Source organism: Alteromonas sp. 07-89-2 (assembly GCF_013113925.1).
Taxonomy (GTDB): domain Bacteria; phylum Pseudomonadota; class Gammaproteobacteria; order Enterobacterales; family Alteromonadaceae; genus Alteromonas; species Alteromonas macleodii.
The window spans coordinates 44,635-68,585 of sequence record NZ_VTYM01000004.1; the positions used below are offsets into that span (position 1 = coordinate 44,635).

Here is a 23,951-nt window from a genome sequence, read left to right on the forward strand (position 1 = left end):
CGCCTAGCCGCTACACGTTCCAAATAGTGTATTCCAGTGAATGGTTACTTGCTCTCGTATGGCATCTAGTTCTTCGCTCTGATCTGCGTACTTGGTATCTGCTAACGTTAAATGGTGGTATTGCTCTCGCAGCTTTAAATACGCCTTTTGCAGTTTGTGCGCAGTGGCGACATCAATAATGTAGGTCTTGGCTGCGGCGTCAAAAATGCGAAGATTGTCAGGATATTCTGTCATGGCAGCCTGTGACTTTGCATTAGCGAGTACAAGGTATTGAGCCATGAACTCAATATCGGTAATACCACCTACACACTGCTTTAAGTCTACCTTTTCGTTGTCCTTTGAAAGCAAGTGCTCCCGCATTTTTAAACGCATTTTGCACACATCGTCAGCCAACGTTTTAGCGTTTCTAGAGCGAGTTAGTATAGAATTTCTTACCTGCGTGAAGTCATTCAAAAGGCGTGGGTCTCCGCAAATGGCTCTTGCACGAACCAGCGCTTGATGTTCCCAAGTCCATGCTTCTTCGGTCTGGTATTTTTCGAAACCATCGATATGGCAACATAACAATCCCGCATTGCCAGAAGGGCGTAGACGCAAGTCGGTTTCGTATAATTGTCCAAACAACGTCTTCGTATTGAGAAGATGCATGATGCGCTGCGCCAACTTAATGTAAAACTGTTGCGCTTCAATAGACTTCTTACCGTCTGTACTTATGCCGCGAGGGGCATTATGCAAAAACACTAAATCTAAGTCTGAGCCGTAACCTAATTCATACCCGCCTAGTTTTCCATAGCCGATAACGGCAAATCCTTTGTCAGTTCCCTCTAGGTGTGCTGGAACGCCATAGCGCTGGTGCATTTGCATCCAGGCAGCATCTACTACGTTCTCCAATATCACTTCAGCTAGCACCGTAAGCTTATCGCTCACGTTGTTTATAGGTAGTGATTCACTGATGTCGCTGGCGGCTATGCGAAGCTGTTGGCAAAGTTTGAACTGCCTCCATCCATCCATAAGCATTTCAACATCGTCTTGTTCAATACGAAGCATGATTTCACGCAGTTCCAGCTGATATTCCTGCTTGCTGGTATGGATATCGGTATTTTGCTGACCGAGGTATAACGGCGTGAGTAATTCGTCTAATAGTAATGGGAAGCGCTTAATTTCTTGAGCTATCCAGTCGCTTCGTTCACATAGCCTTACTAACTGTTTTAATACATCCGGATTTTCAAGTAGTAAGTCAAGGTAAGTGGTTCGGCCTGTAATCGCTTCTATAACACCGAGTAAACGGTCGAGTACCTGAGGGATGTAGTTTGGATGTTGGTTGATGAGCACATACAAGATTTCGGGAAGCAACTTATTTAACGTGTCTTCACCTTTTTGGCCTATGCGATAATTGCGTTGCTTATCCTTGAAGGCGACAAGAATAGAATATATGCCTTTAATATCGCTAGCAGACAGGTATTCGCCAAAGGTTTCAGTAAACTCATCCTCTTGCAATGCAAGACGCCACGCATCTTGGCAGGCAGTGAAAAGCTGGTCTTCTTCTGAGTGCGTATCATGAGACTCTTCTACTAACTCGTTGAAATGGGCATGAATACGCGCCATTACAGTATCTAAATGCACTAAAAATTCACTGTAAGAATCAAAACCCATGACTTCAATAAGCGCAGCTTGTTGCCAAGGTAACTCAGGAAGAGTTTGGGTCTGGCGATCTTGAGCTTGTTGAAGCGTGTGCTCTACTTTTCTTAGGAATAAATAGTCACTTTTTAGCTGTTGCGTTACATCGCGTTCGACTATATCGAGTTCAGTTAATGCGTCTAACGTGCTAAGTAATGACTTACTTTGTAATGCTGGCTCTCGTCCTCCGTGAATCAGCTGAAAACTTTGGGCAAAAAACTCCACTTCACGAATGCCACCTGCGCCGAGTTTTATATTGTTACTCAGTCTGCGTCTGCGTATTTCTGTGGCGATCAGCTTTTTCATATTACGAAGGGCATCTAATGTGGTGAAGTCTAAGTAACGACGGAAGGTAAACGGGTGCAAAATGCTCTTTAACCATTTCACATCTTGCGAATTATCATCGTTAATCACCCGCGCTTTTACCATGGCAAAGCGCTCCCAGTGTCGACCTTGGTCTTGATAATAATCTTCAAGTGCCGCGAAATGCATCACAAGGGGGCCAGAATCGCCGAAGGGGCGTAAACGCATGTCGACGCGGTAGACTTGACCGTCATTAGTCACTTTGTTCAATGCTTGGATAAGTTTTTGCGCGAGTTTGGTAAAAAACTGCTGATGCTCTACGCTTTTTCGACCGCCTTGGGTTTCGCCTTTTTCTGGGTACGTAAAAATCAAATCGATATCAGAAGAAAAGTTGAGTTCCTTTCCTCCTAATTTCCCCATACCTAAGATATACATGTGCATGTCTTGGTTATGGCTTTGTGGTTTTCCATAGCGCGCAGCTAAATGTTGATAAAGCCAGTGGTACGCACCGTTAATAAGTACATCAGCTAATGCTGAAACCTGCATAAGTGATATTTCGATGGGTTGCTTGTTCAATACGTCGAGGAAAGTAATCCGCGCCATCTCTTTATTTCTAAATTCCCTCAACACTTGCATTAAGTCATCTTCGCTGGCGACGTTGTGCAATTCATTGTCTAGGTTTGCGAGATAGTCAGATGACATGGTATGAACACGGGATTTAAGCGCTTCACTTTTCTCAAGGGGTTGAAAAGGCTCAACGATGCGAGAAACAAATGAAGGGTTTTGAATCAAAGTCTCTGCCAAGAAAGAGGAACGCGTGAAGGAGAGCATTAGTGTTTCACAATGAGCCTCAATTACGGCTTTGTCACTTTCGCTAATTGCTGGCGCTGTTAACAACTGCTGCCAAAATTTTTCGGCAAGTTCTACGTTTGTCATGCTATTTTCGTTGTCTGTTGGCATAATGCTCGCGTCTTATGAGATATCGCTCGTGTTTTACGGTTGAATACTCACAATTGCCATTGCAAGTACTCAAAACAAGGTCTGCTAAGTGCGCTAACGTGCAGCTCCGCATTCGATTTGGTTAAGTGCCTGCTAACCCAGGGTGTGATCTACAGGTCATTTAGCCCTAACTAAAATAAATCTGAACAAGTTCGATGTCATCGTTGTACAAGTTTGTATTAGATGAACGCTATTCAATTAGCCATCACTGATTTTTCGAAACTACATCAAAAACTAATCAGAAGAACTTTGTGTGTTCAAGGAGTAAAGATAACGTGGAAGCCTTAGTAAAACTAGTACCTCTAACGCAAGAACTGCTGATATATCTCGCTATGGATGTCGCAATTGCGTTAGTACTGCTAATGATTATGAAGTGGCTGACAGGCGCATTTAGGAAATACTCGGTAACAGAAGAACTAGGTGTTAAAGATAACTTCGCATTTGGGATAAGCATTGCGGGAGGCATGCTGTCGTTGTGCATAGTATTGAGCTCGGTTGTTGGCCGTCATATTGGCGTGGGTTATAAAGAAGCGGCGATTGGAATGGTAACTTTCGGCATTGTGGGCATTATATTGGTGAAGTTCGGACGCTTCGCTCACGATAAACTAGTACTTAATAAAGTTGATACGCATGCGATGATTGCCGAAAGGAGTGTGAGTGTGGCGCTGGTTGATGCGGCTAGCTTGGTGGCAAGCGCAATTGTTTTACGCAATATTATGGTGTGGGTTGATGGCAGCGACATGAACGCAATCATTGCTATTGTGACCGGTTTTACCGTAGTTCTGACCATGTTGCTTGTTATGACGCGCATTTTAGAGTTTAGATATGCAAGAGATAATCAAAACGACTCATTTCAAGGGGCGCTAGAGAAGGGCCAGTTAGCACTCGCTATCGAGCACACTGGTAATTTACTTGGAACTGCTATGATTGTGTCGGCAGCGAAGAATTTACTCATTTATAACCCATCAGGCTACGTGAGCAATATAACAGGTTGGCTGATTGTTAGTGTTGGCCTAGCAATCGCACTTCATATTTTGGTACTAGCGAGCAAAAAAATTATTTTATTTGGCATGAATTTCCGGCAGGAAGTCGACCAACAGCATAACGTTGGTGTAGCTGCACTTGGGTTTACCCTTAGCATAGGAAACGCGATGATCATTAACGGTGTTTTAGGCGGGTAGGGGCATACTCTTTTCTGGATAACGAACCTAACGCAACCCAATGTCTTAATCTTCAAATTGGGTTTTCATACACATTAGCTCATTGAGTTGCCCTTTACGAATAATCCCGTTTTTTTGAGGGCGGCTCATTCTCTTTACCTCATATTCAAGCTTTGAGGCATGTGACTTGTCAATCATTTCGAATATGGCTTTAAAGGTCAGTGGTGCCTTACCTTTTAAGGCCTTGGCGCCCCCTTTTAACTCTCCTCGGTGTTGCGCTATGCGGCGCTTGGGGTTAGTGGTAATTCCTGTGTAGAGTTGGCCAAGCTTATTTTCAACTAAGTAGAGATACCACGTAGCTTTTGTACTTCCCTGGTGGGTATTGCCTTCGTTGGCTGGTATACTTTGTGCCAATGTAATTCAATGTATAGAAATTTCTCGTAGCTTTATGTTAGCAGAATTAACTAGTGCTTGTTGACCTTTGCTGTACAACATAGATCAACCAGCCCTAAAGACTCGGCGTAAATATATTACTTCGATAATCGCGCGATGTTGGTTACCATATATACGAGAATAAGCGCGCTGTTTCGAACTCACGTGTTCGCACTCATGTTTTCGAACGCACATTTTTAATGGAAAAACGGTAAATTGCATGTACGAAAGTTATTATGGACTTAACTCGAAACCGTTTCAGTTAACCCCAGATCCAGAATTTTTCTTCGCAAGTAAATGGCACAAACGCGCCATGTCTTATCTACAGTATGGACTTTCTCAAGCTGAAGGGTTCATCGTTATTACCGGCGGAATTGGAACCGGGAAAACCACCGTAGCAAACAGCTTACTTGAAGAAATTGAAGACGACATTGCGGCAGCTCAAATAGTTACGCCAAAGCTGTCGCCAGACGAACTGGTAAAAATGGTCGCGTCTAAATTTGATATCCCTACGGAAGGTCGCTCAAAAGCCGATATTTTAAAAGCGCTTGAAATTTTCTTATACGATCTAAACAAAGCGGGTCGCCGCGCCTTACTATTGGTTGATGAAGCGCAAAACCTTCCGTTAGAGACCATTGAAGAACTAAGAATGCTGAGTAACTTTCAGCTGAACGGCAAACCGTTGATTCAAAGCTTTTTGCTGGGGCAAGAAGAATTACAGCCTATTCTACGCGCACCGAATATGGAGCAATTTAGGCAACGTATTGTGGCGTCTTGTCATCTCGCTCCGCTTTCGTTGGAAGAGTGCAAAGAATACATTGAGTACCGATTGCACCACGCGGGATGGAATGGCTCACAGTTATTCAGTGAAGAGGCGTTTGAACGAATTCACATGTTCTCTCGCGGTATTCCTCGTAAAATTAATACCCTAATGGATAGGGTAATGCTTTATGGCTTTTTAGAAGAACTAGAGAGCTTTGACGCGGACGCGGTAAACGAAGTAATTGAAGAAGTAAAAGCAGAGATGTTCGAGCCTGATAAAACGGGCGCGGAAGTGACGGAGCATATGGGATTTGCTGACCACCCTGAAAGCCAAACTATCATGACACCTAAAGGCAATGTTATTCGCGACACCAAATACTACTTGGATATGTTAGCAGAATTAGTTGATGCTTTAGATGACGCCATTTCACAAAAAGTGAAAATGACGCAATACGTTGATAAGCTTATGAAAAAGAAGTTCAAAACGTATGTCCGACTTAAGAGTGATGATAAGAAAGAGTGATACTTTCTTTGTAGCCACCATCATTTGATAAACAAAAAAAGCGCCTTTTTACTAACGTAAAATCGGGCGCTTTTTTTTTGAGTTTAGTTGACTAGTACTGCCTACAAACTACAACCGGTAGATTGAAAAAGTCAGTGAATTAGTCATAGGTGTAGGTAATAGAGGCGCTTAAGCGTCTGTCAGTATAGTTGTTACCAAACTGAGATATGCCTGTATTCAAATCCCCCTCTTGCTTGAGGTACCTAGCATCAATACTTGCTTTTAACCGGCGACCGAACTCTCTTTCTAAACCAATGGATGCATTCCAGTTGTCGCTTTCGCCTCTGAATACGTCTTCTGCACCCTGACCTGTGATATTGGCGTAGTTAATACTGCTAGTTATGTTGGTATAGCTACCAATTTTATAGGCTACGTTTGTACCGAAAGAGTAGGTGCGTCTTAGTCTATCTTCGTCTAAGTAATCATCTTCGGCATATCGCCAAGAAAAAGCGAGGGTAATTCTAGAAAAGTCATAACCTGCTTGAAAATTAGCACTTTTTCGCAGAATGATGTTGTCGTCAAACTCTAGATTTTGAGAAGTAAGCTGAACCAATTGCTCTCCCGCGGAGGGTGTATAACTTAAGCTATTGGGCTGAAAACAGTCAGCAATGGATGTCGATGAAGCTGGGCAAACAAATACGCCTAAGTTCTCTGGATCAGCTAACAAGCGAGAGGTGTTTGTAACGTCTTCCGAATAGCTGAACGAGGTGCGTAAGTATTTGGAATTGTAGCTAATATTTGCTGATGCCGATTCACCATAGAAACGACGCCCGTATGTAGCCGCAATGCGAGTACGGGTACTCAAAGCCCATTGCATATCAACACCTACGAATGTTTCACCGTCGTCATCCTCTATATCGGAATCACTTTTATTTGCCGTAATTGAGATATAACGATTTTCAGCTTGTCGATAGGTCAAGCCCGCGCCATATGAATTAAACTCTCTGACTAAACTACCTGTGTCATTTCTGTCAGAGATCTGGTTGGCTTCGTGCCTTGCAGTTAAACGAATGGCCCAGTTGCCATAAATTCGAGTATCAATATAACCGTCACCAGTTCTCGATTCAAAGTCACCATTGTTTGCTTGGCCTCGCTCAGTATTCTGATAAGTGCCCGTCACTGACCAAATGAAATACTCGGCTTCATCACCGTTTATTAACTTGCCGCTCAGTTGATAACTATCATTATCGAGAGCATTGCTGTTAGTCAAAGACCGTTCTGAAGCTGTATCTGAGTAGGAGGCTGTGCCTCGTCCTCTTACCCAGTCGCCTTGGTCAAGTGTCAGCGTTGATGAGAGTCTGTTGGAGCGTGTTTTTGCCAAGCTGTCAGAATTTGCAATAAAATCTGTTACCAGAAAATTTGAAGCATTAGTATTCTGATAGCTTAATGCCCCAGCGGCTTGAAAAGATAATAAATTTTCAAGAGGTTCCCACTGAGCAGAATAGCTGTACTCTGCATAATCTTGGCGCTGGCTAGCATCGTCGTTATCGCGTTCCAGATGGGTGTATGTACCGGACCATAACCCTTGAAATGTTCTTGTTTGATAAGTAGCGTTTACTTTTGGTGCCACAGTCACTGTTGTAAGTGAACGGTTTCCATTTTCCTCAGTATCGACACTTTGGTAGATGGTTTCGGCTGTGGCAACAGCATTCACGTCAAGTTTTGCAAAAGCAGGTAGACTTGTTGCGACGGCTGCAGCAACAAGTGTCGGCTTTATTATTCTTCTTTTAGGCATTGTATTGCGCCTATTCGCTGCGCTCTGAGTAATAATACCCATAATATCCGCTTCCATCGGTGTCGTTATGTACAGACTTGTTCACTACAAATCCTATGGCCATCTCAGGGTTCAATCGCTCCACAGACATTTTAATATCGCCTATCTTCGCTTTGCCCTCTTCTACGACAACAACCGCTTGGCCAGCGAAATTAGCGAGAATAGCACTCTCGTTTATACCAATGAGAGGAGGCGTATCAAAAATAACTATTCGATCTGGGTATCTATTTGCAAATTCATTAACAGTGTCATGCATTTTCTGGCTTGCTAGCAGTTCGGTAGACAAATGATGCGATTTTCCAGCAGGAATAATTTTCAGCTTATCGATGTTGGTTGGGTACAGCACATCTGAAATATCGTCAACGTCCCCGGTCAAGTATTCCATTAGCCCTTTACGACGCTCTAACCCTAAAGTGTTTAATACATTAGGCTTAAGTACATCGGCGTCCACAAGAAGTACGGTTTTATCCTGCTCCGATGCGATACTCATCGCCAGGTTGGTTGCAGTGAATGTCTTCCCTTCAGAAGGGCGACTACTGGTAACCATAATAATGTTCGGGTTGTGAAGGGTTTTCGCTAGTGAACCAAAAGCATTTGCTAAAAGCTTACGCTTTATTTCTCGGTACTCTTCATTAATTTGTTTTCTCTCACCGTTAAGCGAAATATGTCCGTTCTTATCAAGTCGCACGAAATCAATAACAAATTCGTCGAGTGGAGATTTCTTATTGATAAATTCCTTTTCTTCAGCAATTACGGTTTCAGCAGGAAGCTCTGCGGGTGCAGGTTTGTCAATTGATACCTTCGACTCTTCAGGCGCGTTTGAATAACTAGCGTCTTCAATTTTTTCTGTAGACGAAGTCTTTTGACTTGCTGCTTTCGCCTCTTTTTGTTTTTGAAGTGCCTTCTCAATTGTATTTTTCATTAAAGAAGCCCTCCAAACAAATCTATATTCATAATTTCAGCGGCGACCAAGGCGCCGTACATTGCCAAAATAGTACCACTGGAAAGCAGAAACACTAACAGACGGTTTCTGTTTGTTTTATTTATTTGCTCAATGTTCAAGTGGGTTACAGTACCCCATATAGGATAATCTGACACATTGAGTAACTGCTTAGGCCTAATCAAAATAGGATTAAGTTGGCTTATGAGAAATGCGATGCCAATTCCTGTACCGAAACCCAAAATTAACACTGCAGTGTAAAAAATTAGCCTGTTGGGGCCTGAAGGGCGCTTGGGAAGAAGCGGGGGCTCTATAATTCTGAATTGAAGGTCTTCTGCTGACACATCAGCTCTTCGAGATAAGTCTGCTGATTCTTTTCGTGACAAAAGTTCTTCATATTTTCGTTTTGTAACATCGTAATCTCTATTCAATGCAGAGGATTCTGCTTCAATCTGAGGAATCAGGTCTACTTTACTTTCGAGTTCTGCAATTTTTCTTTGCAAATCACTATCTTTAACACGAAGGGATGCAATTTGGCTCTCTAGACGGCTGGCTTCGAGCTTAATCTCTCGGTTCAGTTCCGTTAAAGGTTGAGTATTATTACTTTCATCAGCGTTTAGGAAGGCATCTATCTCTTTTTGCCTAGACTTCTCAAGACTTTCTAATAAAGCTCGTGATTCAACGACGTCAGGGTGAAGATCTGTAAATCGAAGAGATAGTCTATCTAGTTCTTCCTCTAGGGCTTTTATTCTTTCGTCATATCGTGTCTGTAAAACTGAGTCATTCTGATTGGTAACACTAAAACTGTCAGCTCGTTTTACATTACCGATTTGATTTTTAAGTGAATCAACTTGTTGCTGAGTTTGCCTTATCTGCAATCGAGTAGCTTCAAGTTCATTATTCAAAGTCTGTAGGTTTGAATAATATGTCCCGGCTAGCGGGAGAATATCATTATATTGTCTTTTAAAATTAGCCAGACGCTGTTCCGATTCTGAAAGTCTCGATTCATACTCCGCAATTTGTTCGTCTAAAAACCTACCAGCGGTGTCTGTATCCTTCCTGTTATTACCCAGTGCGCCTTCGACAAATAGGTCTAGCGTTTCTTGAACCACACGTTGAGCTGTGTTGGGAGATTGGTTGGAATACGTTATATTGTAAATATTATCTCTACCAGTTTTATTCAGCTGTATGCTATTGGATAGCCTGTTGACCAAGTCATCAAACTCATCTTCATTTTGCGTCGTTATATCAAGGTCACTTTCTCGAGCAATTTTCTCTACATTACTTCTACTGAGTAATGTTTTGGCCATCATTTGAATCTCTTGGTCAGGATTAGTCTGAATTGCTAATCCTTTCAGTAATGGCTGTAAAACCGAGCGAGTATCTACAAACACTTGGGCTTTTGAAGAGTAGACATCGGGAAGGCTGGCAACATATAAAAAGCCAATAGGGCAGATAAGCCATGAAAAAATAATCACGTAACGCTTTTTAATCCAAACCCCTTTAATGTAATCAAGAATTTGGATTAGCGTTTGTTGTAAGTCCTGCATTTTATTATTTGTTCCGTTTACTGCTTTACAACTAGAACCAAGCTTCTGGAATAATTACAATATCACCAGGTAGCATATCGACATTTTTTGAGATATCACCATCTCTAATCAAATCGTCAATGTTTATTTCGAACGTTTTTTGTTTTCCGGCGATTACTCGAACCAGTTTCGCGTTATTTCCGTCTGCAAATTCCGTTAAACCACCTACGGCTATCATTAAATCCAGTAACGTCATGTGCTCGGAGTAGCTTACCGCACTTGGATTTGTGGCTTCACCAATCACGCGAACCTGTTCACTCAAAGGACCAGTGAAATTGTTCACACTTACCGTCACTCTCGGGTTGTTTATGTAGGTAGAAAGCTGTTCTTCTATTTCCCTTGCAAGCATTGTTGGCGTTCTACCAGCAACATCAATATCTTCCACTAGAGAAGTGGTCACCTTTCCGTCCGGTCGAACAATAAAATTGCCAGAAACCTCTGGGTTTCTCCAAACAAAAATAGTTAGCGAATCACCTGGGCCAATTAAATATTGGTAATCATTAACATTGGTAGTTAGTGAAGGTCGGGTAGTTGCTTCAGGCAGAGTGCCAGTGTTACTGCAACCATTAAGACCGATAAGTAAAAGTGGAGCACAGCACGTTATTAGTTTTTTAAAGCGGAACATAAGAGATCATCCTACACTCATTATGGTTAATTTATGGCTTTTGTCGTTTACCCTACGGTAAATGTCACTATAATGCCAATAACAATTGTAGTCTATTGGAATAAATCCCTTTATGATGGGAAAAACGCCGCAGTTTTAGGGGGCCAGGGGTGGCAGTAAACAAGCGCAATCAAAATAAACGCTCAAATATACTAGTAATAACAGAAGCGTTGCTCATTGCTTACATGGGCTATATTTCTCACTTTATCCTTACGCAAATTGGAATGTCGCCAAATGTGGCGGTGGAAAAACTGATAATCAACGTAGGAATGCTTACAGTTTCAATATTGTTGTGTTCGTTATCCGTTGGGTTGTATGAAGCGAAGTTAAGAGAAACTTTCCGGGGTATCATCCGTCGCATATTCGTAAGCGTGGGACTGAGTTATTTTTTAGTCGAAGTGCTAAGTCGAGCATTTTTTGATGACTTGGTTATGGATTCTTATTTCCTGCCTGCATCGGTTTGTTCAATTATTATAACCTTAGTTGTTTTCAGGTATTTCACAAACCGTCTCGGCTTGTTGGGCCTAGGGAAAGTGCGCATATTAGTCCTTGGGGCAGGGGAAAGAGCTTCAATTATTGAAAAGCGTATGCGCAGAGATGTGGATAGAATTGGGTTTGAGCTTGTGGGGTTCATCCCAATTCCAGGTGATAACCGCGAAGACGGTATTAAGAAGGAAAAAATAATTCACCTCAAAGTCGATGAGAGTTTTCAGCAGTTCATTGCAGATAATGAAATAGAAGAAATAGTCATTGCTTGCGACCAACGTCGTGGAACGCTTCCTGTAGAAGTGCTTTTTGACTGCAGGCTGAGAGGGATTGAAGTTACCGAGCTTTTAGATTTCATGGAGCGAGAAACAGGGCAAATAGTGGTAAACCTGATGTACCCGAGTTGGGTTATTTATTCCAATGGATTTCAGAGCCAGAATTATTTGCGAGACGCGCTAGATTACACCCTCAACGCGTTCCTAGCGTTCATCATATTCCTCTTTGTTTGGCCAATTATGCTGATTACCGCATTCATTATTTATTGCGATGATGGCAGACGTACAGGTGTGTCCGTTTTCTATAAACAAGAGCGAGTGGGGTTAAACGGAAAGCTTTTCAAAATAATTAAATTCAGAAGTATGCGACCTGATGCAGAAAAAGATGGCGCTAAATGGGCAAGCAAGAATGATGATCGCGTTACTCGTATTGGCCACTTTATTAGAAAGTACCGCGTAGACGAATTACCACAGCTTTTAAATGTGTTTAAAGGTGAAATGGCATTTATCGGACCTCGCCCAGAGAGACCTCAGTTTGTAGAGCAGCTTGTACGCGAAGTGCCCTATTACAATCAGCGTCATAACGTTAAACCAGGTTTAGCTGGCTGGGCACAGCTAAATTACCCTTATGGCGCCAGCGTAGAAGATTCTATGGAAAAGCTTAAGTTCGATCTTTATTATGTAAAACACCAAAGTTTGCTGTTAGATATTTTGATACTTATCCGTACGGTTGAAATTGTACTGTTTGGCAAAGGGCGATAATCATGAAGCTAGATAATCGACTCAATGCCATGACAGTCGATGTGGAAGACTACTTTCAAGTTTCTGCTTTTGAAGGCGTAGTAAACAAAAGCGATTGGGATTCGATCGGCTTGAGAGTGGGAGATAATACCCATCGCCTTCTAGATTTGTTTGCTCAAAATAACGTTAAATCGACATTTTTTACGTTAGGCTGGGTGGCGCAGCGCTGCCCAGATGTTATCAAACGGATAGTAAGTGAAGGTCATGAGCTGGCGAGTCACGGACTAGCGCATCAACGCGCTACAACGATGACCGAGCAAGAGCTTTTCGATGATATTAAGCAAAGCAAAGAGATTCTTGAAGATATAGGCGGTGTGGCGTTAAAAGGCTATAGAGCGCCGAGTTTTTCAATTAACGATTCGAACACGTGGGCGTACGATATCCTAAAGGAGCTTGGCTTTGTTTATTCTTCTAGTACTTATCCAATCAACCACGATCTCTATGGTGTACCAGATTGGCCGCGCTTTAAATACAAACGTGAGAATGGTCTGATAGAGATTCCAATACCAACAGTTCGTAAGAAAGGAACAAATATTGGGATTGGTGGTGGCGGTTATTTTCGTCTTTATCCTTATTGGTTATCTAAACGCCGTATTACTGAGTTCATGCAATCTGAAAGTGCGCCATACAGTTTCTATTTTCATCCTTGGGAGATAGATGCTGATCAACCAAAATTTAATTCTGCTCCATGGAAGTCTAAAGCTCGTCACTACATCAACTTGTCAAGAATGGAAGGCAAAGTAGAAAAGCTGCTTAAAGACTTTAACTGGGTAACAATGCAGCAAGCTTACGAGATAAAATAGGCTGTAACTATTAAAGTAAGAATAAAGGGGCAGGGAAATGCATCTGGGTAATACTGGCGCGAGAGACAATAACCAGCGGAAAGCGGTAAACCTATCTTTTGCGAAGAACAAAGCGTTCTTTGTTTCAGGTTTTACAATGCTTTGCTTGTGGGTATTATTTTGTTGGCGTGGATTAAGTAGCGTAGTCCAAATATGGTATGGAAACGAAATATTTAACCATGGCTTTTTTATCGTACCAGGTGCTATCTACCTAATTTACTTGAAGCGCTATACGCTATTTGAGCAGCCAATTAAAACAACTCCTTTAGCATTTATCGTAATTGTTCCTGCGGTGGCACTTTACATAGTTGGTATTGCAGGCGACATTCAATTGTTTTTACATACAGCTACTTTTACATTGTTACCCGCAATTATATGGTTAATGGTGGGCACAAGAGCAGCGAAAACCATTTTGTTTCCGCTGGTTTTCATGCTTTTTAGTATTCCAGTAGGCGAACAACTTATTCCTTATCTTCAAGAGATTGCCGCCAATGGTTCGGTAGCACTTCTGCGCTTGACTGGTGTGCCATTGTTTCGAAGTGGTTTATATATAGAAATCCCCCAAGGGCGCTTCTTAGTGGCAGAAGCTTGTTCCGGCGTGAGTTTTTTCATCGCAAGCTTTGTAATTGGTAGTCTTTATGCTTACTTAAATTTGGTATCTGCTAAGCGCAGACTGGCCTTTGTGGCAATATCGCTAGTATTTCCCATTTTGGCTAATATCGTTCGCGTGTATGGCATTATCCTAATCGCTTACTGGACAGACATGGAGCATGCCGCCGGTGCCGACCATCTTATCTATGGTTGGTTCTTCTTTGCATTTGTTATTGTTTGCTTGTTGGGTATTGGAGAGCTGATGAGAGATAGCGAGGCCAAGCCTTCCGATTATCAGGAAGTCTCTGCGCTAAAGCCTACCTTATCTGTCGCAACCATTGTTTCATGTTCGCTGATATTGGCAATAGGTCACTTTGCGTATACCAACGTAGAAACAAACACTGCAAACGATTCAAGTAGTATGGTTGACCTATCACTGTTCGCTGACAAATCGTGTGCGCCTTTCATAAAGTTTCCTGTTGTGGATAGTCCTAATTATGAAATACAGGTGACGTTACAAGGAACACAGTGTAATGCCAGCGCGTTCATTGCTTTTTTCGACGAGGTGAATGGGGAGTTAGCGAGTTACCAAAATCGCGACTTCGATCCTTCCTACTTCTCATTGGAGACGTCACGTAACATCGAATTGGATGGTCACGATTTGTTGATGTCGGAGGTTGTGACTCCCTCCGGAGAGCAGCTGTTTATTTATAAATGGTATGTCATTAATTCAAAAGTTTATGCTTCCAAGGAAAAAGTGAAAATTAACCAAGTGATAAATAAACTTCTTTCAAAGCCCTATAAAGGGCATATTTGGTTGGTGGCGACCAAGCAACAGGGGCCTGGGTTAAACGAGAAGTTGCGAGAGCTCGTAGCGCTCTCGAAAGTCAAACTTGACTAGATTGGATATTATACGGAAGTTTGCGTTAGGTTTTAGACAGGTGAGCAATATGAATTCGTTTTGTCACAACTATGTTCGTGCTTTTCATGTGAAATTAGAAACGAAGGTATATAAAAGTTTTCTATTTTTTTACGGGCAAGAGTAGATTTCTCGCACATTAGATTTGAATTATTTTAAAAATGGAATCTTCGCTTAATGCATTAATAGAGGTCATGTTGTTAAACAGCTTTAGCTTAGATAATACAATGCCAACAACACATAAAAAGGTTTAGCAAGCAAATCTTTGTTTTCTCCATGACTCTGTCGAAGAGCTTTGGGGGGGGGATCAGTAGAGATTTTAGTTGTTTTTGATTTTAAGTGGTGGAGTAAAAGGTTTATGGACATAGGTGTAGATTCAGGCGCACTCCTTATACACGTATTTATAATTCTTTTTGTTATTAAAAGTTTTTTTGCTGACTCGGAAAACAACGAATGATAACAGATATATTTTATTCGTTCATTATAATTACTTTTATAGTGTTTGGATTCTCAAGGCCATATGTCGCGTTAGCCGCGGTACTCTGGATTGATACAGTTAAACCGCAAAATACCTCTTTTTCTTTTTTGTCAGGTAAGCCGTTATCGCTAATTTTGACCGCTTTTTTCTTATTAACTCTGCTGGTTAATGCTAAGAAGCTTCGAAAAGTAAATAATGGTGCATTTTATGTTTTATTTTTTGGGTTTATGTTATGGATAACGCTTTCTCATTTAAACGCTGAATTTCCTCTATATTCTGCGATAAAGTATGACACAGCAATAAAGACTCTTTTTATATTGTTTTTTATTCCATTTACTATTTCCACCAAAAAAGACTTTGATTTTGTCCTTTCAATTTTATATGCGGCCTCTTCTCTGTTTATCACAATAGGCGGGATAAAGTCTGCCATGGGTGGTGGCGGATATGGTATATCTCTTATTGGCCTCCAAGGCTCTGGCTTTATGTACTCAGAAGGCAGTATGCTGGCGACTCTTGCTGTTTGCTTGATACCACTTTCGTTGTACTTGGCTCACTATAGCTTTCTCTCAAATAAGAAAATATTCAGGTATTATTGTTATCTGGTAGTTTTTTGTGCTCTTACAACACAGGTCGGCACGCAGGCCAGAACTGGGGTAGTTGTTTTGGGAGTGTATGTTTTGTTGCATCTATATTACACCAAGAAAAAGCTAAAAGGCGTTGCATTTTTAATGGTGTTAGCGGTGATTGGTAGTCAATTCGTCACAGATGGTTGGTTGAAAAGAATGGAAACAATTGACCAAGGGACAACAACAGAGAAATCGGCAGTAGGAAGGATTGTTGTCTGGAGGTGGGCATTTGACTATGTTGCTGATCGCCCTATCTTGGGCGGTGGATTTTATGCTTATCTAGCAAATGCTGGAAAACTAGACCAGTACGGCCAGGAAGGAGAGGTAGTAATATCGCAAGGTGGTGCAAAAGCATACCATAATATCTATATAGAAGTGTTGGCCGAGACTGGCTATGGAGGGCTATTAATTTTCTTGGGCATTATAGTTCATACACTGCTATTAAATTCTAAAAAGCCGAATCCTAACGACCCTTGGAGTACAGAATCATCGAAAGCGATAAAAACTTTCACTCTATTATACTGTGCGGGTGGAATGTTTATTAATGTTGCCTTTTACCCTTGGATTTATATACTCTATACCCTCTCTGTCGCCAAAAACTCCATAAGCAGCAAGCAAGTTAATGAAGAAAAAGAAAGTCGCTATTGATGCTAGATTCGTATTGCGAAAACAAAGAGGAATGCCCCTATATACCTTTATGTTATGCAAGCTAATTCCGAAGATCCTGTATCAGCACCAGTTTGTTTTATTTATTAACAAAGGGTTTGAGCACAACGATTCAGCAGAAAAATATCAAGTAAGACTCGATGAGATCTGTAAGTTAGATAATGTCGAAATTGTAAATGCAGATGCTGAGGACGAAATTAGTTGGGAGCAGTTAATTCTTCCGAAATTGTTAAAAACTCATAAAGTCGACCTTCTGCATATGCCGGGAAATAGAGTTTGTTTATTCACTCGAGTTAAACAAATAACCACAACCCATGATTTAATGGAGTGGCACTCACTCAAAATATTTCGGTATTATAAAAACCGCAGTTTGAAAGAGAATTTTTATTTTTTTAGACAAAAAGCTTATTTGTGGGCTGTATATCGACTTGGTCTTTCATTTTCAGACCATGTTTTAACAATATCGCAATATTCAAAGCGTGATATAACGCAGAGCTTTCCAAAATTAAAGAATAAGAGCTCGTACGTTTATCATGGTATCCCCAGGGGGTTTAAACCTCCACTTAACAACACATCTAAACAAGGCGTTCTCATGCTTGGCGGCGACAGTCATCAAAAGAACCCAGAGAACATGTTAAAAGCATGGGCGCAGTTACCTGAAGAGTTGCAGAAAGCACATCCCCTCACTATTTTAGGGTTTGTTGGAGGGGAAGACTCTATCATTTCCAAAACCATTCGAGCATTGGGAATTGAAAATGACATTGTTATAAAAGGCTGGGTTACCGAAGACGAGCTTATTCAAGCAATGCAAACCTCAAAGGTGTTTATCTTTGCATCGCGCGAAGAGGGCTTTGGGTTTCCTCTTGTGCAATCAATGGCTTCTGGAACACCAGTAGTAACTTCTGAAGCTGACGTGCTTATAGAAATTGGGCAAGATGCGATTTGTAGCGCAAAAGCTGAAGACTTTCTTGCGTTGAGTAGTGCTGTAGGCAGCCTCCTTACAGACGAACAGCTTTACAATGAAAAAGTAAAAAAAGGCCTAACGATTTCATCCAAGTTTACTTGGGAGCATACCGCCGAACATATTGCGTCTACATATTTGACATTATTGAAATGAAAATAACAAAAGGAATATATTTCTTGATATTCAAGTTGGTGGAACCTTTGCGATGGCGTTTTGAACTGTATTTTGCTGAAAAATTTGATCTTTATGGCTCACTTTCATTTTACTTAAAGCAAAAGTTCACGAGGAAAAAATACTTAAAAACCGCTCCTGTCGTTTACATTTATGCAAACAAAAGAAACGTTGGGGACTATATTTCCCATCTTGGTTTAAAAGAAATAGTGGGTAAAGACGGCCCCGACCTCTTTTGTTCTCCTGTATGGTTAAAAGAGTTTAAAGCGCACATTGACTACTTAAAACAGCATAACCCAAATGTGCTGCTGGTAATTGGTGGAGGAGGCCTTTTACAGCCAGTCTTTGAACCTTTTTGGCACGTTGTACTACAAAGTGGCTTGCGTTTCACCGCGCATGGTATTGGTATTAATAAGATGTCTGGAAGAGGGGAAATGAAAGGTGATTTATTTCCTAAAATCGCGAAAGGCGCCGACCATTTAGGCGTGAGAGATGTATATACCTTCAACTTTTTAGAGCAATTTGCACCAAATAAACTAGTTCTTACCGCTTGCCCCTCAATAAACTATCTGGTTCCACGTTACTGGCAATCACAAGTACGTTCTTCAAACGTTCTTTTGCATCTAATCCATCCGTCAGATGTAAGGTTGGCAGGCGCTGACCTAGATACAATATCAAAAAATCTGATGGCTGTAGCTGAAGCTTTGGGGTTGGAATATCAAGCGCATACTAATATGGATTCTTCTCATGTTCGAATGTTGAAAAAGGTAAGTAATGCTCGCGTTATTGTGAGTAGTCGTCTGCACGGCTGTATAATGGGTTTCGGTATGGGAATTCCTTTCTTGTCGTTACTGTGCGATGACAAAATGAAAGCATTCTTGACATCACACACGGAAGTTGACGGGGTTGATGTTAAGCAAGCAGAAGACGCATCTGTTTTGAAGCATAGAGTTGAGTCGCTTCTAGCTGAATGTAGCAGCGACCGAAGTAAGCTTGATGTGAAGCTTGCTGAAAATGCAGAAGCGGGTAGTTACATAAATAGCCTAGCGTCAAAAATCGCCAAAGATTAATCATAAATGCAATAAAGCAGCAAGCCATGGTGTTAATGCAAAAAATAGTTTGTGGAATTGCGCGCATTGAACAAAATAAGGGATAGGTATGAATGTTACCTTTAGTGGCTTCTACGGTATGAAAAATACGGGCGACGATTGCTTTTGCAAAGTCGCAGAGTGGGGAGCGCAGCATTACTGGGGCGCTGATACCAGTTATTTCTTTTCTAAAAAAATTCCTAAGCTATCCAACAATGCAAAGCCGATTATGAAAACATTGCCATATCGTCTGCAGTTCATTAACGAGTTATTGTTAGATAGGCATTTTAAGAAAAATAAGCATCTAGTGTATTCTGGTGGTTCCATCTTCCACGGCAAAGACTGGTGGGAAATGGAATATGCCAATAAAAACTTTGAAAAGTATGACTTAAAGATTGGGGCTATTGGGGTTTCTGTAGGTCCCTTTGATTCGGTGGCACACGAAAAGAAAGTTATCGAGTTTATGAAACGCATGTCTTTTCTTTGTGTTAGAGACCTAAAGTCTTATGAATTGGTGCAGAGTTACAATTTAGACTTACCTTGCACACATGCTTTCGATCTTGCAGGGCTGTTGCCGAAGGTTGAAAAGTTGAAGCCTAAAGAAAGGCAAGAGAGCTCTAAATCGACCATAGGTTTAGCACTGTCATGGTTTAGTGGGGAAACGGGAGTAGTGCGTCACGAAAATAGTGAACGGCTTCAAATTCTGGCCTCAGCAATCAATGCACTGAATGCTAAAAGAGACGGTGGCGTTGCGCTTCGACTTTTTGTATTCAACGGACATGAAATACATGGTGATATGGCTGCAACACAGAAGTTTATTCGACTTCTGGACCCGTCTGTGAGCGTTGAGCTGTTCGAGTATGTCACCAATCCTATGAGTATGTGGCATCAGATTGGTGAGTGTGATGCATTTTTAAGTTTTAGACTACATGGCGCAATTTACGCGTTTATGGCTCACGTTCCTTTTTTATTAGCCGAGGTGCATGAAAAAGCCAGCAACTTTCTTAGAGATATTGATTGGCCAGAGAAATTTCGGGTAGGGGATTTTGAAGTGTCGCCTGATAGTTTGGTTAGTATTGTTGAAAAAATGCTGGAAGGGCACGACTTTTCGCAAAGTATAAAGCGTTGCGAGAATGACGCTGAAAAAAACTTCACGCATGCCGTGTTTGACTGAATATTTCACTGACTCTAGGAATGTTGATAAATGAAAACTGTTGTGCGTACTACATCAAGGCTTCTTGATGTGTGCTTTGTGTGGAACACAGTCGATAAGGATTTAAAAGTTTGAACTTAGCGAGAAAAGTGGCCAGCAGTACGTCGCTGATCCTTATTGTTCGATTATTCCAACGCGGCATAGGTATTATTAGCTTGCTGATTCTTGCGCGTTTATTAACGCCCCAAGATTTTGGCGTAGTTGCAATAGCTACAATGCTTGTCTTTCTTTTCGATACATTGTCTGAGGGAGGCACTCAGCAATATATCATTCAGAAGAAGACCCTGGATGATAGCGACATTGTAACGGCATGGACGATTTCAATATTGTCTAAACTCGCGCTGTTTGTTGCGCTGCTTGCACTTACGCCTGTACTGGCCAACTTTTTGAACGCACCAGAAGCTGAATCTGCGATACGCGCTATGGCACTTGTGTTACCAATTTCTGCCTTTGCAAGCCCCCAACTCTTTACGCATAGAAGAGATTTGGAATACGGCATCATTTCTAAAATACTCTTGATTGAGAGAGTTGTGAGTTTCTTAGTTACAGTGGTACTGGCTTTCATTTTAGAGAACTATTGGGCCATGATAATAGGCGTGCTGGCAGCATACACCAGCAAAACACTGCTCTCTCATTGGTATGCGCCTTATCCTTTGAAGTTTTCATTGAGCCGCATAAAGGAGCAAATGAGTTTTTCATTGTGGATGCTGATTCGCTCTATTTTGGGGTACGTGCGCGCCGAGTTCGACGTGATTTTCATTAGTAAAATGTACGGTGCAGATCAGCTTGGTGGTTTTAGCTTAATGAGAAACCTTTCATTCTTGCCAAGTAGAGAAATAATCGCTCCTGTATCTAATGTATTCCTAGCAAGCTTTTCTGAAATTAAAAGAAGGGGCGATCCAATTGGAGAGCACATCGTGATTGTGCTTACCATATTGCTATGTGCAATATTTCCCGTTATTGGCTATTTACACGTTTTTAATCAGGAGCTTGTTTCGCTGTTTTTAGGACAGCAGTGGCTGCCTTTTGCGCACTTATTACCTCTATTAGCCATGTTCACCATTACATTTGCCGTATCCACTTTTGTTCAGCAAGGGCTTATTGCAAATGGAGATGTTAAGCTATTGTCGGTTTATGAAATGGTAACATTGAGCTTATTATTAGCCCTGTTTACGTTTTTCTTCTCAGGCAGCATGGAAGAATTTATTATCGCAAGGATAGTATTCGCTTTCACTGTGATGGGCATCTTGCTGGTGTTTTGTTTTATGCGGTTTGGCCTACCTGTAGTTAGCTTACTGTTTATTTGTTCGCTTTTGACCACGGCGTGTTTTTCTGCTGTCTTATCAGCACAAATGTTGACGGGGCAGGGTATAGTCTACCTTGTATTGGGGAGTGCTCTGTACTTTGGAGTTTATTTTGTCGCGTGTTTATTTTTCCTATTTTTGTTTAAAAAGCACAAGGTGCTCAAAGAAGTCACCTCTTTGGCCTCGCGGTTTATTAGCTCTAGAAGGAGTCGCTGAAAACCTGCTAGCGTAAGAGTTTCGCATTGATAGTATAGTTAATGATATCGGTTGGTCTTCGAAAACGTATCTTGTGTACGTTGAATTTGAGCGATTTATACCTCTAGACAGTCAAATGATGAGCATTTGATTGAGAAAATGAAGAAGGATTTCCCCTCTTTTCCCCTTTTCAGAAGTGACTGCCTAATGCGCGTGTAGGTTTTCGAACTTGGATGAGACAAAGTTTTCCCGGATGCAACTGTCCACTTCCCCTTTAATGAGACAATGCTGAATTAGAGTTTTCTAGTTTTGCTCGGTAAGCTGCCGGAGGCAGGTTACTCAGACTTTCATGTGTTCTTTCTTCGTTATAATCCAGCCGCCAGAACCAGGCCATTTCTCTTATACCTGATTGAGGTTTTCAAACAAGTAAGCATCAAGGAACTCTCTGCGGAATGAACCGTTAAAGCGTTCAACAAAGCCATTTTGCTGTGGCTTACCTGGCTGGATATAGACCAGTTCTATATCATTGGTTTCACACCAATCCGTCAGCGTCGCCGAAATTAGCTCTGGTCCATTGTCCATACGCAGTTGAGTTGGTAATCCTCGCTCAGTCTTAAGTTGCTCTAACACGCGTACTACTCGGCTAGCGGGCAAAGACGTATCGACTTCAATAGTAAGGCACTTTCGCGTGCCTTCGTCCACCACATTCAGTGTTCTGAACCGTTTGCCGCAATATAAAGTGTCATGCTTAAAGTCCAACGCCCATTAAAGGTTTGCCTGATCCAGCACTCCTGATGGCTGGGCTATTCGTTTAGATAGCACCCGTTTCGTTCTTCGTCTTAGATTCAACCCCATCTGGTAGTAAACGCGATAGTCTCGCTTGTGGTTGAAGGGAAAGCATTTGAACCGTATTCAGCCAAAACACTACCAGAAGTCCACTCGTGGCGACTATAGCATCAATGACAGCAGCATCCACTCTGCGCTAGTCTCTCCTTGGACTATAAAAGGTCGTGCGGCTAATACCAACAAACAGGTAAGCCTCTACGATACTCAGTCCTGCATCAATTTCTTCTAACAACCCGATGATCTGAGATTCTGTAACGCGATCCTTTCATAATTGTCTCCTGCATTAATCATTGCAAAAAACTCCAATTAAGTTTGTCTCAGTTTATGTGAGGCGGACATAACGCTTATCTTCTCTCCAAAACTAGCGATTGACCTGATTTTGGCTTTCAATAATGTTAAGAAAGCCCTTTACTTTAAGACCCAATAGTCGTTGCGTACTCCACAAGATTTATATTTGTCGGCTAACGAGAGCTAATGTCTTTAATGTAACTAAATCTAGCTTTTAATTTATCTTTAGTTTGTTTGGGTACAAGTTGTTTGAATTTATATAAAATATTCCAGCGCTCTAATACGTGAGTAAGTGCTTTTTCTAATTTCTTATCTGGGTTGTTTTTCTTTATATAAGTGAGATTCTGTCTAATAAACGAGCGGCTATTTTCATCGGTAATCTCCAATTGCCGAATTAATTCATATTCTAGCTCTCTCACATCAAAAGCATTACACTTGTCCAGTGCATTACAAGCATGTAAGTTTATTTTCGTCCTAATGCATTTTTCACATCTTCCGCAGTTGTACTGACTACTAGGATTTTCCCAGCAAACACGAAGATTATCTAAAGCAACTTGATAATTGCTTATCTTTTCTACTTTTTCCACGCGAGATGCTTCACAGCCGTCGTGCACTACCCGCATATTTGATGTGCCCCAAAGATGATCTAAAATTGGATGGCTACCCCATGGAAAGAGCTCCGAGTAGGTATGGGTTGAGGGAATAAAAAACTTTTTAAAATGGCTTGACAAGGAGTGCATAACGATACTCAGTGCTAGGCCATGTGCGATTGGCCCCCACAGTACGTGTTTTTCCAAATATGTGCGAGCATTAGATTCAAGCTCTATAACTTCAGTGTCAAACTCTGCAGCAATTACTTTTAGTCGCTTTGATACTTCATTCCTGAGGGTGCTATCATTCAAAGCCACATCGTATCCATGAACAAAAACAAGGTGTGTAATTTCTCTTTTATTCTTCAAAAAAGTGTAAAATGAATCAACACCACCAGTAAAAAAACTAGCAACATACTTACCCGTTCCTTTCGTTATACAAGTATTTGCTTTTAAAGGTACTCTTTTGAGGCGTTCATCCCACTGTGAGTAAATTTCTTGTATATGGCTAATGTTATCAATAAAAACGGCGTCAGCACTTTGGTCTAATTGAATTACTTTATTATGGAGCATAGCAGGGATAAGCTCTAGAATTGTTTCAATTTCACCTGACTCAGAAACAACAGTTAGCGAACTCTCTCCGTCTAAATTTTTAATATAAAGCTCTTGAGAAGAGTTTTTAGGAGTGTATTTATAAATATTATTCATGTTAACTCTATGCTTTCCTTAAATCGTATTTCCCATTGCAG

Annotated in this window: 17 protein-coding genes and 1 pseudogene; 10 read left to right on the forward strand and 8 right to left on the reverse strand. The window is 41.3% G+C overall.

The window, feature by feature from the left end; translation table 11 throughout:
* Nucleotides 1-3: 3 nt before the first annotated feature.
* A complete protein-coding gene (gene glnE / locus F0261_RS04090) occupies nucleotides 4-2,937 on the reverse strand; it encodes a bifunctional [glutamate--ammonia ligase]-adenylyl-L-tyrosine phosphorylase/[glutamate--ammonia-ligase] adenylyltransferase (RefSeq protein ID WP_171337285.1) in 2,934 nt (977 codons plus the stop codon).
* A 314-nt stretch (nucleotides 2,938-3,251) separates the two neighbouring features.
* Here glnE and F0261_RS04095 point away from each other — a divergent pair, with 314 nt between their 5' ends.
* Nucleotides 3,252-4,157, forward strand: coding sequence for a DUF350 domain-containing protein (locus F0261_RS04095; RefSeq protein WP_014950251.1), 906 nt, complete (start codon nucleotides 3,252-3,254; stop codon nucleotides 4,155-4,157).
* A gap of 45 nt (nucleotides 4,158-4,202) precedes the next feature.
* Here the strand turns inward: F0261_RS04095 and F0261_RS04100 are convergent, their stop codons facing one another.
* Complete coding sequence (locus F0261_RS04100; protein ID WP_014950250.1) at nucleotides 4,203-4,550, reverse strand: GIY-YIG nuclease family protein; 348 nt, start codon at nucleotides 4,548-4,550, stop codon at nucleotides 4,203-4,205.
* Nucleotides 4,551-4,788: 238 nt separating this feature from the next.
* On the opposite strand from F0261_RS04100, the gene F0261_RS04105 reads away from it, so the two are divergent.
* Complete coding sequence (locus tag F0261_RS04105) at nucleotides 4,789-5,853, forward strand: XrtA/PEP-CTERM system-associated ATPase (RefSeq protein ID WP_014977100.1); 1,065 nt, start codon at nucleotides 4,789-4,791, stop codon at nucleotides 5,851-5,853.
* A gap of 139 nt (nucleotides 5,854-5,992) precedes the next feature.
* Here the strand turns inward: F0261_RS04105 and F0261_RS04110 are convergent, their stop codons facing one another.
* Genes F0261_RS04110 through F0261_RS04125 form a run of 4 tightly spaced genes read right to left on the reverse strand, consistent with a single transcriptional unit; the run spans nucleotide 5,993 to nucleotide 10,820 of the window.
* Nucleotides 5,993-7,627 carry a TIGR03016 family PEP-CTERM system-associated outer membrane protein gene (locus F0261_RS04110; protein ID WP_253819178.1) on the reverse strand — a complete coding sequence of 545 codons (1,635 nt, stop codon included), beginning with the start codon at nucleotides 7,625-7,627 and terminating at the stop codon, nucleotides 5,993-5,995.
* Between the two features lie 10 nt (nucleotides 7,628-7,637).
* Nucleotides 7,638-8,588, reverse strand: a complete 951-nt coding sequence (locus F0261_RS04115; protein ID WP_171337287.1) for an XrtA-associated tyrosine autokinase — start codon at nucleotides 8,586-8,588, stop codon at nucleotides 7,638-7,640.
* A complete protein-coding gene (locus F0261_RS04120) occupies nucleotides 8,588-10,156 on the reverse strand; it encodes an XrtA system polysaccharide chain length determinant (protein ID WP_069944660.1) in 1,569 nt (522 codons plus the stop codon). Before F0261_RS04120 ends, F0261_RS04115 begins: the two co-directional genes overlap by 1 nt.
* A gap of 31 nt (nucleotides 10,157-10,187) precedes the next feature.
* A complete protein-coding gene (locus tag F0261_RS04125; RefSeq protein ID WP_014977096.1) occupies nucleotides 10,188-10,820 on the reverse strand; it encodes an XrtA/PEP-CTERM system exopolysaccharide export protein in 633 nt (210 codons plus the stop codon).
* 149 nt (nucleotides 10,821-10,969) lie between these two features.
* Here F0261_RS04125 and F0261_RS04130 point away from each other — a divergent pair, with 149 nt between their 5' ends.
* From F0261_RS04130 to F0261_RS04165, 8 genes are all read left to right on the forward strand, one after another.
* Nucleotides 10,970-12,382, forward strand: a complete 1,413-nt coding sequence (locus F0261_RS04130; RefSeq protein WP_171337288.1) for a TIGR03013 family XrtA/PEP-CTERM system glycosyltransferase — start codon at nucleotides 10,970-10,972, stop codon at nucleotides 12,380-12,382.
* A 2-nt stretch (nucleotides 12,383-12,384) separates the two neighbouring features.
* Nucleotides 12,385-13,224 (forward strand): XrtA system polysaccharide deacetylase, encoded by an 840-nt coding sequence (locus F0261_RS04135; RefSeq protein ID WP_171337289.1) that lies wholly within the window; start codon nucleotides 12,385-12,387, stop codon nucleotides 13,222-13,224.
* Between the two features lie 37 nt (nucleotides 13,225-13,261).
* A complete protein-coding gene (gene xrtA / locus F0261_RS04140) occupies nucleotides 13,262-14,755 on the forward strand; it encodes an exosortase A (RefSeq protein WP_069944658.1) in 1,494 nt (497 codons plus the stop codon).
* Nucleotides 14,756-15,226: 471 nt separating this feature from the next.
* Entirely contained in the window at nucleotides 15,227-16,525 is a 1,299-nt protein-coding gene (locus F0261_RS04145; RefSeq protein WP_069944657.1) for a DUF5935 domain-containing protein, read from the forward strand.
* Nucleotides 16,500-17,660, forward strand: a complete 1,161-nt coding sequence (locus F0261_RS04150) for a glycosyltransferase family 1 protein (RefSeq protein ID WP_156086689.1) — start codon at nucleotides 16,500-16,502, stop codon at nucleotides 17,658-17,660. Before F0261_RS04145 ends, F0261_RS04150 begins: the two co-directional genes overlap by 26 nt.
* A complete protein-coding gene (locus tag F0261_RS04155; RefSeq protein WP_171337290.1) occupies nucleotides 17,657-18,748 on the forward strand; it encodes a polysaccharide pyruvyl transferase family protein in 1,092 nt (363 codons plus the stop codon). The genes F0261_RS04150 and F0261_RS04155 overlap by 4 nt, the downstream gene beginning before the upstream one ends.
* Nucleotides 18,749-18,836: 88 nt before the next feature.
* Nucleotides 18,837-19,940, forward strand: a complete 1,104-nt coding sequence (locus tag F0261_RS04160; RefSeq protein WP_171337291.1) for a polysaccharide pyruvyl transferase family protein — start codon at nucleotides 18,837-18,839, stop codon at nucleotides 19,938-19,940.
* Nucleotides 19,941-20,050: 110 nt separating this feature from the next.
* Nucleotides 20,051-21,499, forward strand: coding sequence for an oligosaccharide flippase family protein (locus tag F0261_RS04165; protein WP_171337292.1), 1,449 nt, complete (start codon nucleotides 20,051-20,053; stop codon nucleotides 21,497-21,499).
* A 253-nt stretch (nucleotides 21,500-21,752) separates the two neighbouring features.
* Here F0261_RS04165 and F0261_RS04170 read toward each other — a convergent pair.
* Nucleotides 21,753-22,544, reverse strand: a pseudogene (locus F0261_RS04170) (integrase core domain-containing protein); the annotation flags it as partial.
* A gap of 241 nt (nucleotides 22,545-22,785) precedes the next feature.
* A complete protein-coding gene (locus F0261_RS04175; protein WP_171337293.1) occupies nucleotides 22,786-23,910 on the reverse strand; it encodes a hypothetical protein in 1,125 nt (374 codons plus the stop codon).
* Nucleotides 23,911-23,951: the final 41 nt, after the last annotated feature.

Excerpts from the sequence above, each read along its gene's own strand:
- F0261_RS04175 (WP_171337293.1), bottom strand. The coding sequence starts at position 23,910 with ATGAATAATATTTATAAATACACTCCTAAAAACTCTTCTCAAGAGCTT.
- F0261_RS04145 (WP_069944657.1), top strand. The coding sequence starts at position 15,227 with ATGATAACAGATATATTTTATTCGTTCATTATAATTACTTTTATAGTG.
- F0261_RS04155 (WP_171337290.1), top strand. The coding sequence starts at position 17,657 with ATGAAAATAACAAAAGGAATATATTTCTTGATATTCAAGTTGGTGGAA.
- F0261_RS04160 (WP_171337291.1), top strand. The coding sequence starts at position 18,837 with ATGAATGTTACCTTTAGTGGCTTCTACGGTATGAAAAATACGGGCGAC.
- F0261_RS04150 (WP_156086689.1), top strand. The coding sequence starts at position 16,500 with ATGAAGAAAAAGAAAGTCGCTATTGATGCTAGATTCGTATTGCGAAAA.
- F0261_RS04115 (WP_171337287.1), bottom strand. The coding sequence starts at position 8,588 with ATGAAAAATACAATTGAGAAGGCACTTCAAAAACAAAAAGAGGCGAAA.
- xrtA (WP_069944658.1), top strand. The coding sequence starts at position 13,262 with ATGCATCTGGGTAATACTGGCGCGAGAGACAATAACCAGCGGAAAGCG.
- F0261_RS04135 (WP_171337289.1), top strand. The coding sequence starts at position 12,385 with ATGAAGCTAGATAATCGACTCAATGCCATGACAGTCGATGTGGAAGAC.
- F0261_RS04120 (WP_069944660.1), bottom strand. The coding sequence starts at position 10,156 with ATGCAGGACTTACAACAAACGCTAATCCAAATTCTTGATTACATTAAA.
- glnE (WP_171337285.1), bottom strand. The coding sequence starts at position 2,937 with ATGCCAACAGACAACGAAAATAGCATGACAAACGTAGAACTTGCCGAA.
- F0261_RS04125 (WP_014977096.1), bottom strand. The coding sequence starts at position 10,820 with ATGTTCCGCTTTAAAAAACTAATAACGTGCTGTGCTCCACTTTTACTT.
- F0261_RS04105 (WP_014977100.1), top strand. The coding sequence starts at position 4,789 with ATGTACGAAAGTTATTATGGACTTAACTCGAAACCGTTTCAGTTAACC.
- F0261_RS04110 (WP_253819178.1), bottom strand. The coding sequence starts at position 7,627 with ATGCCTAAAAGAAGAATAATAAAGCCGACACTTGTTGCTGCAGCCGTC.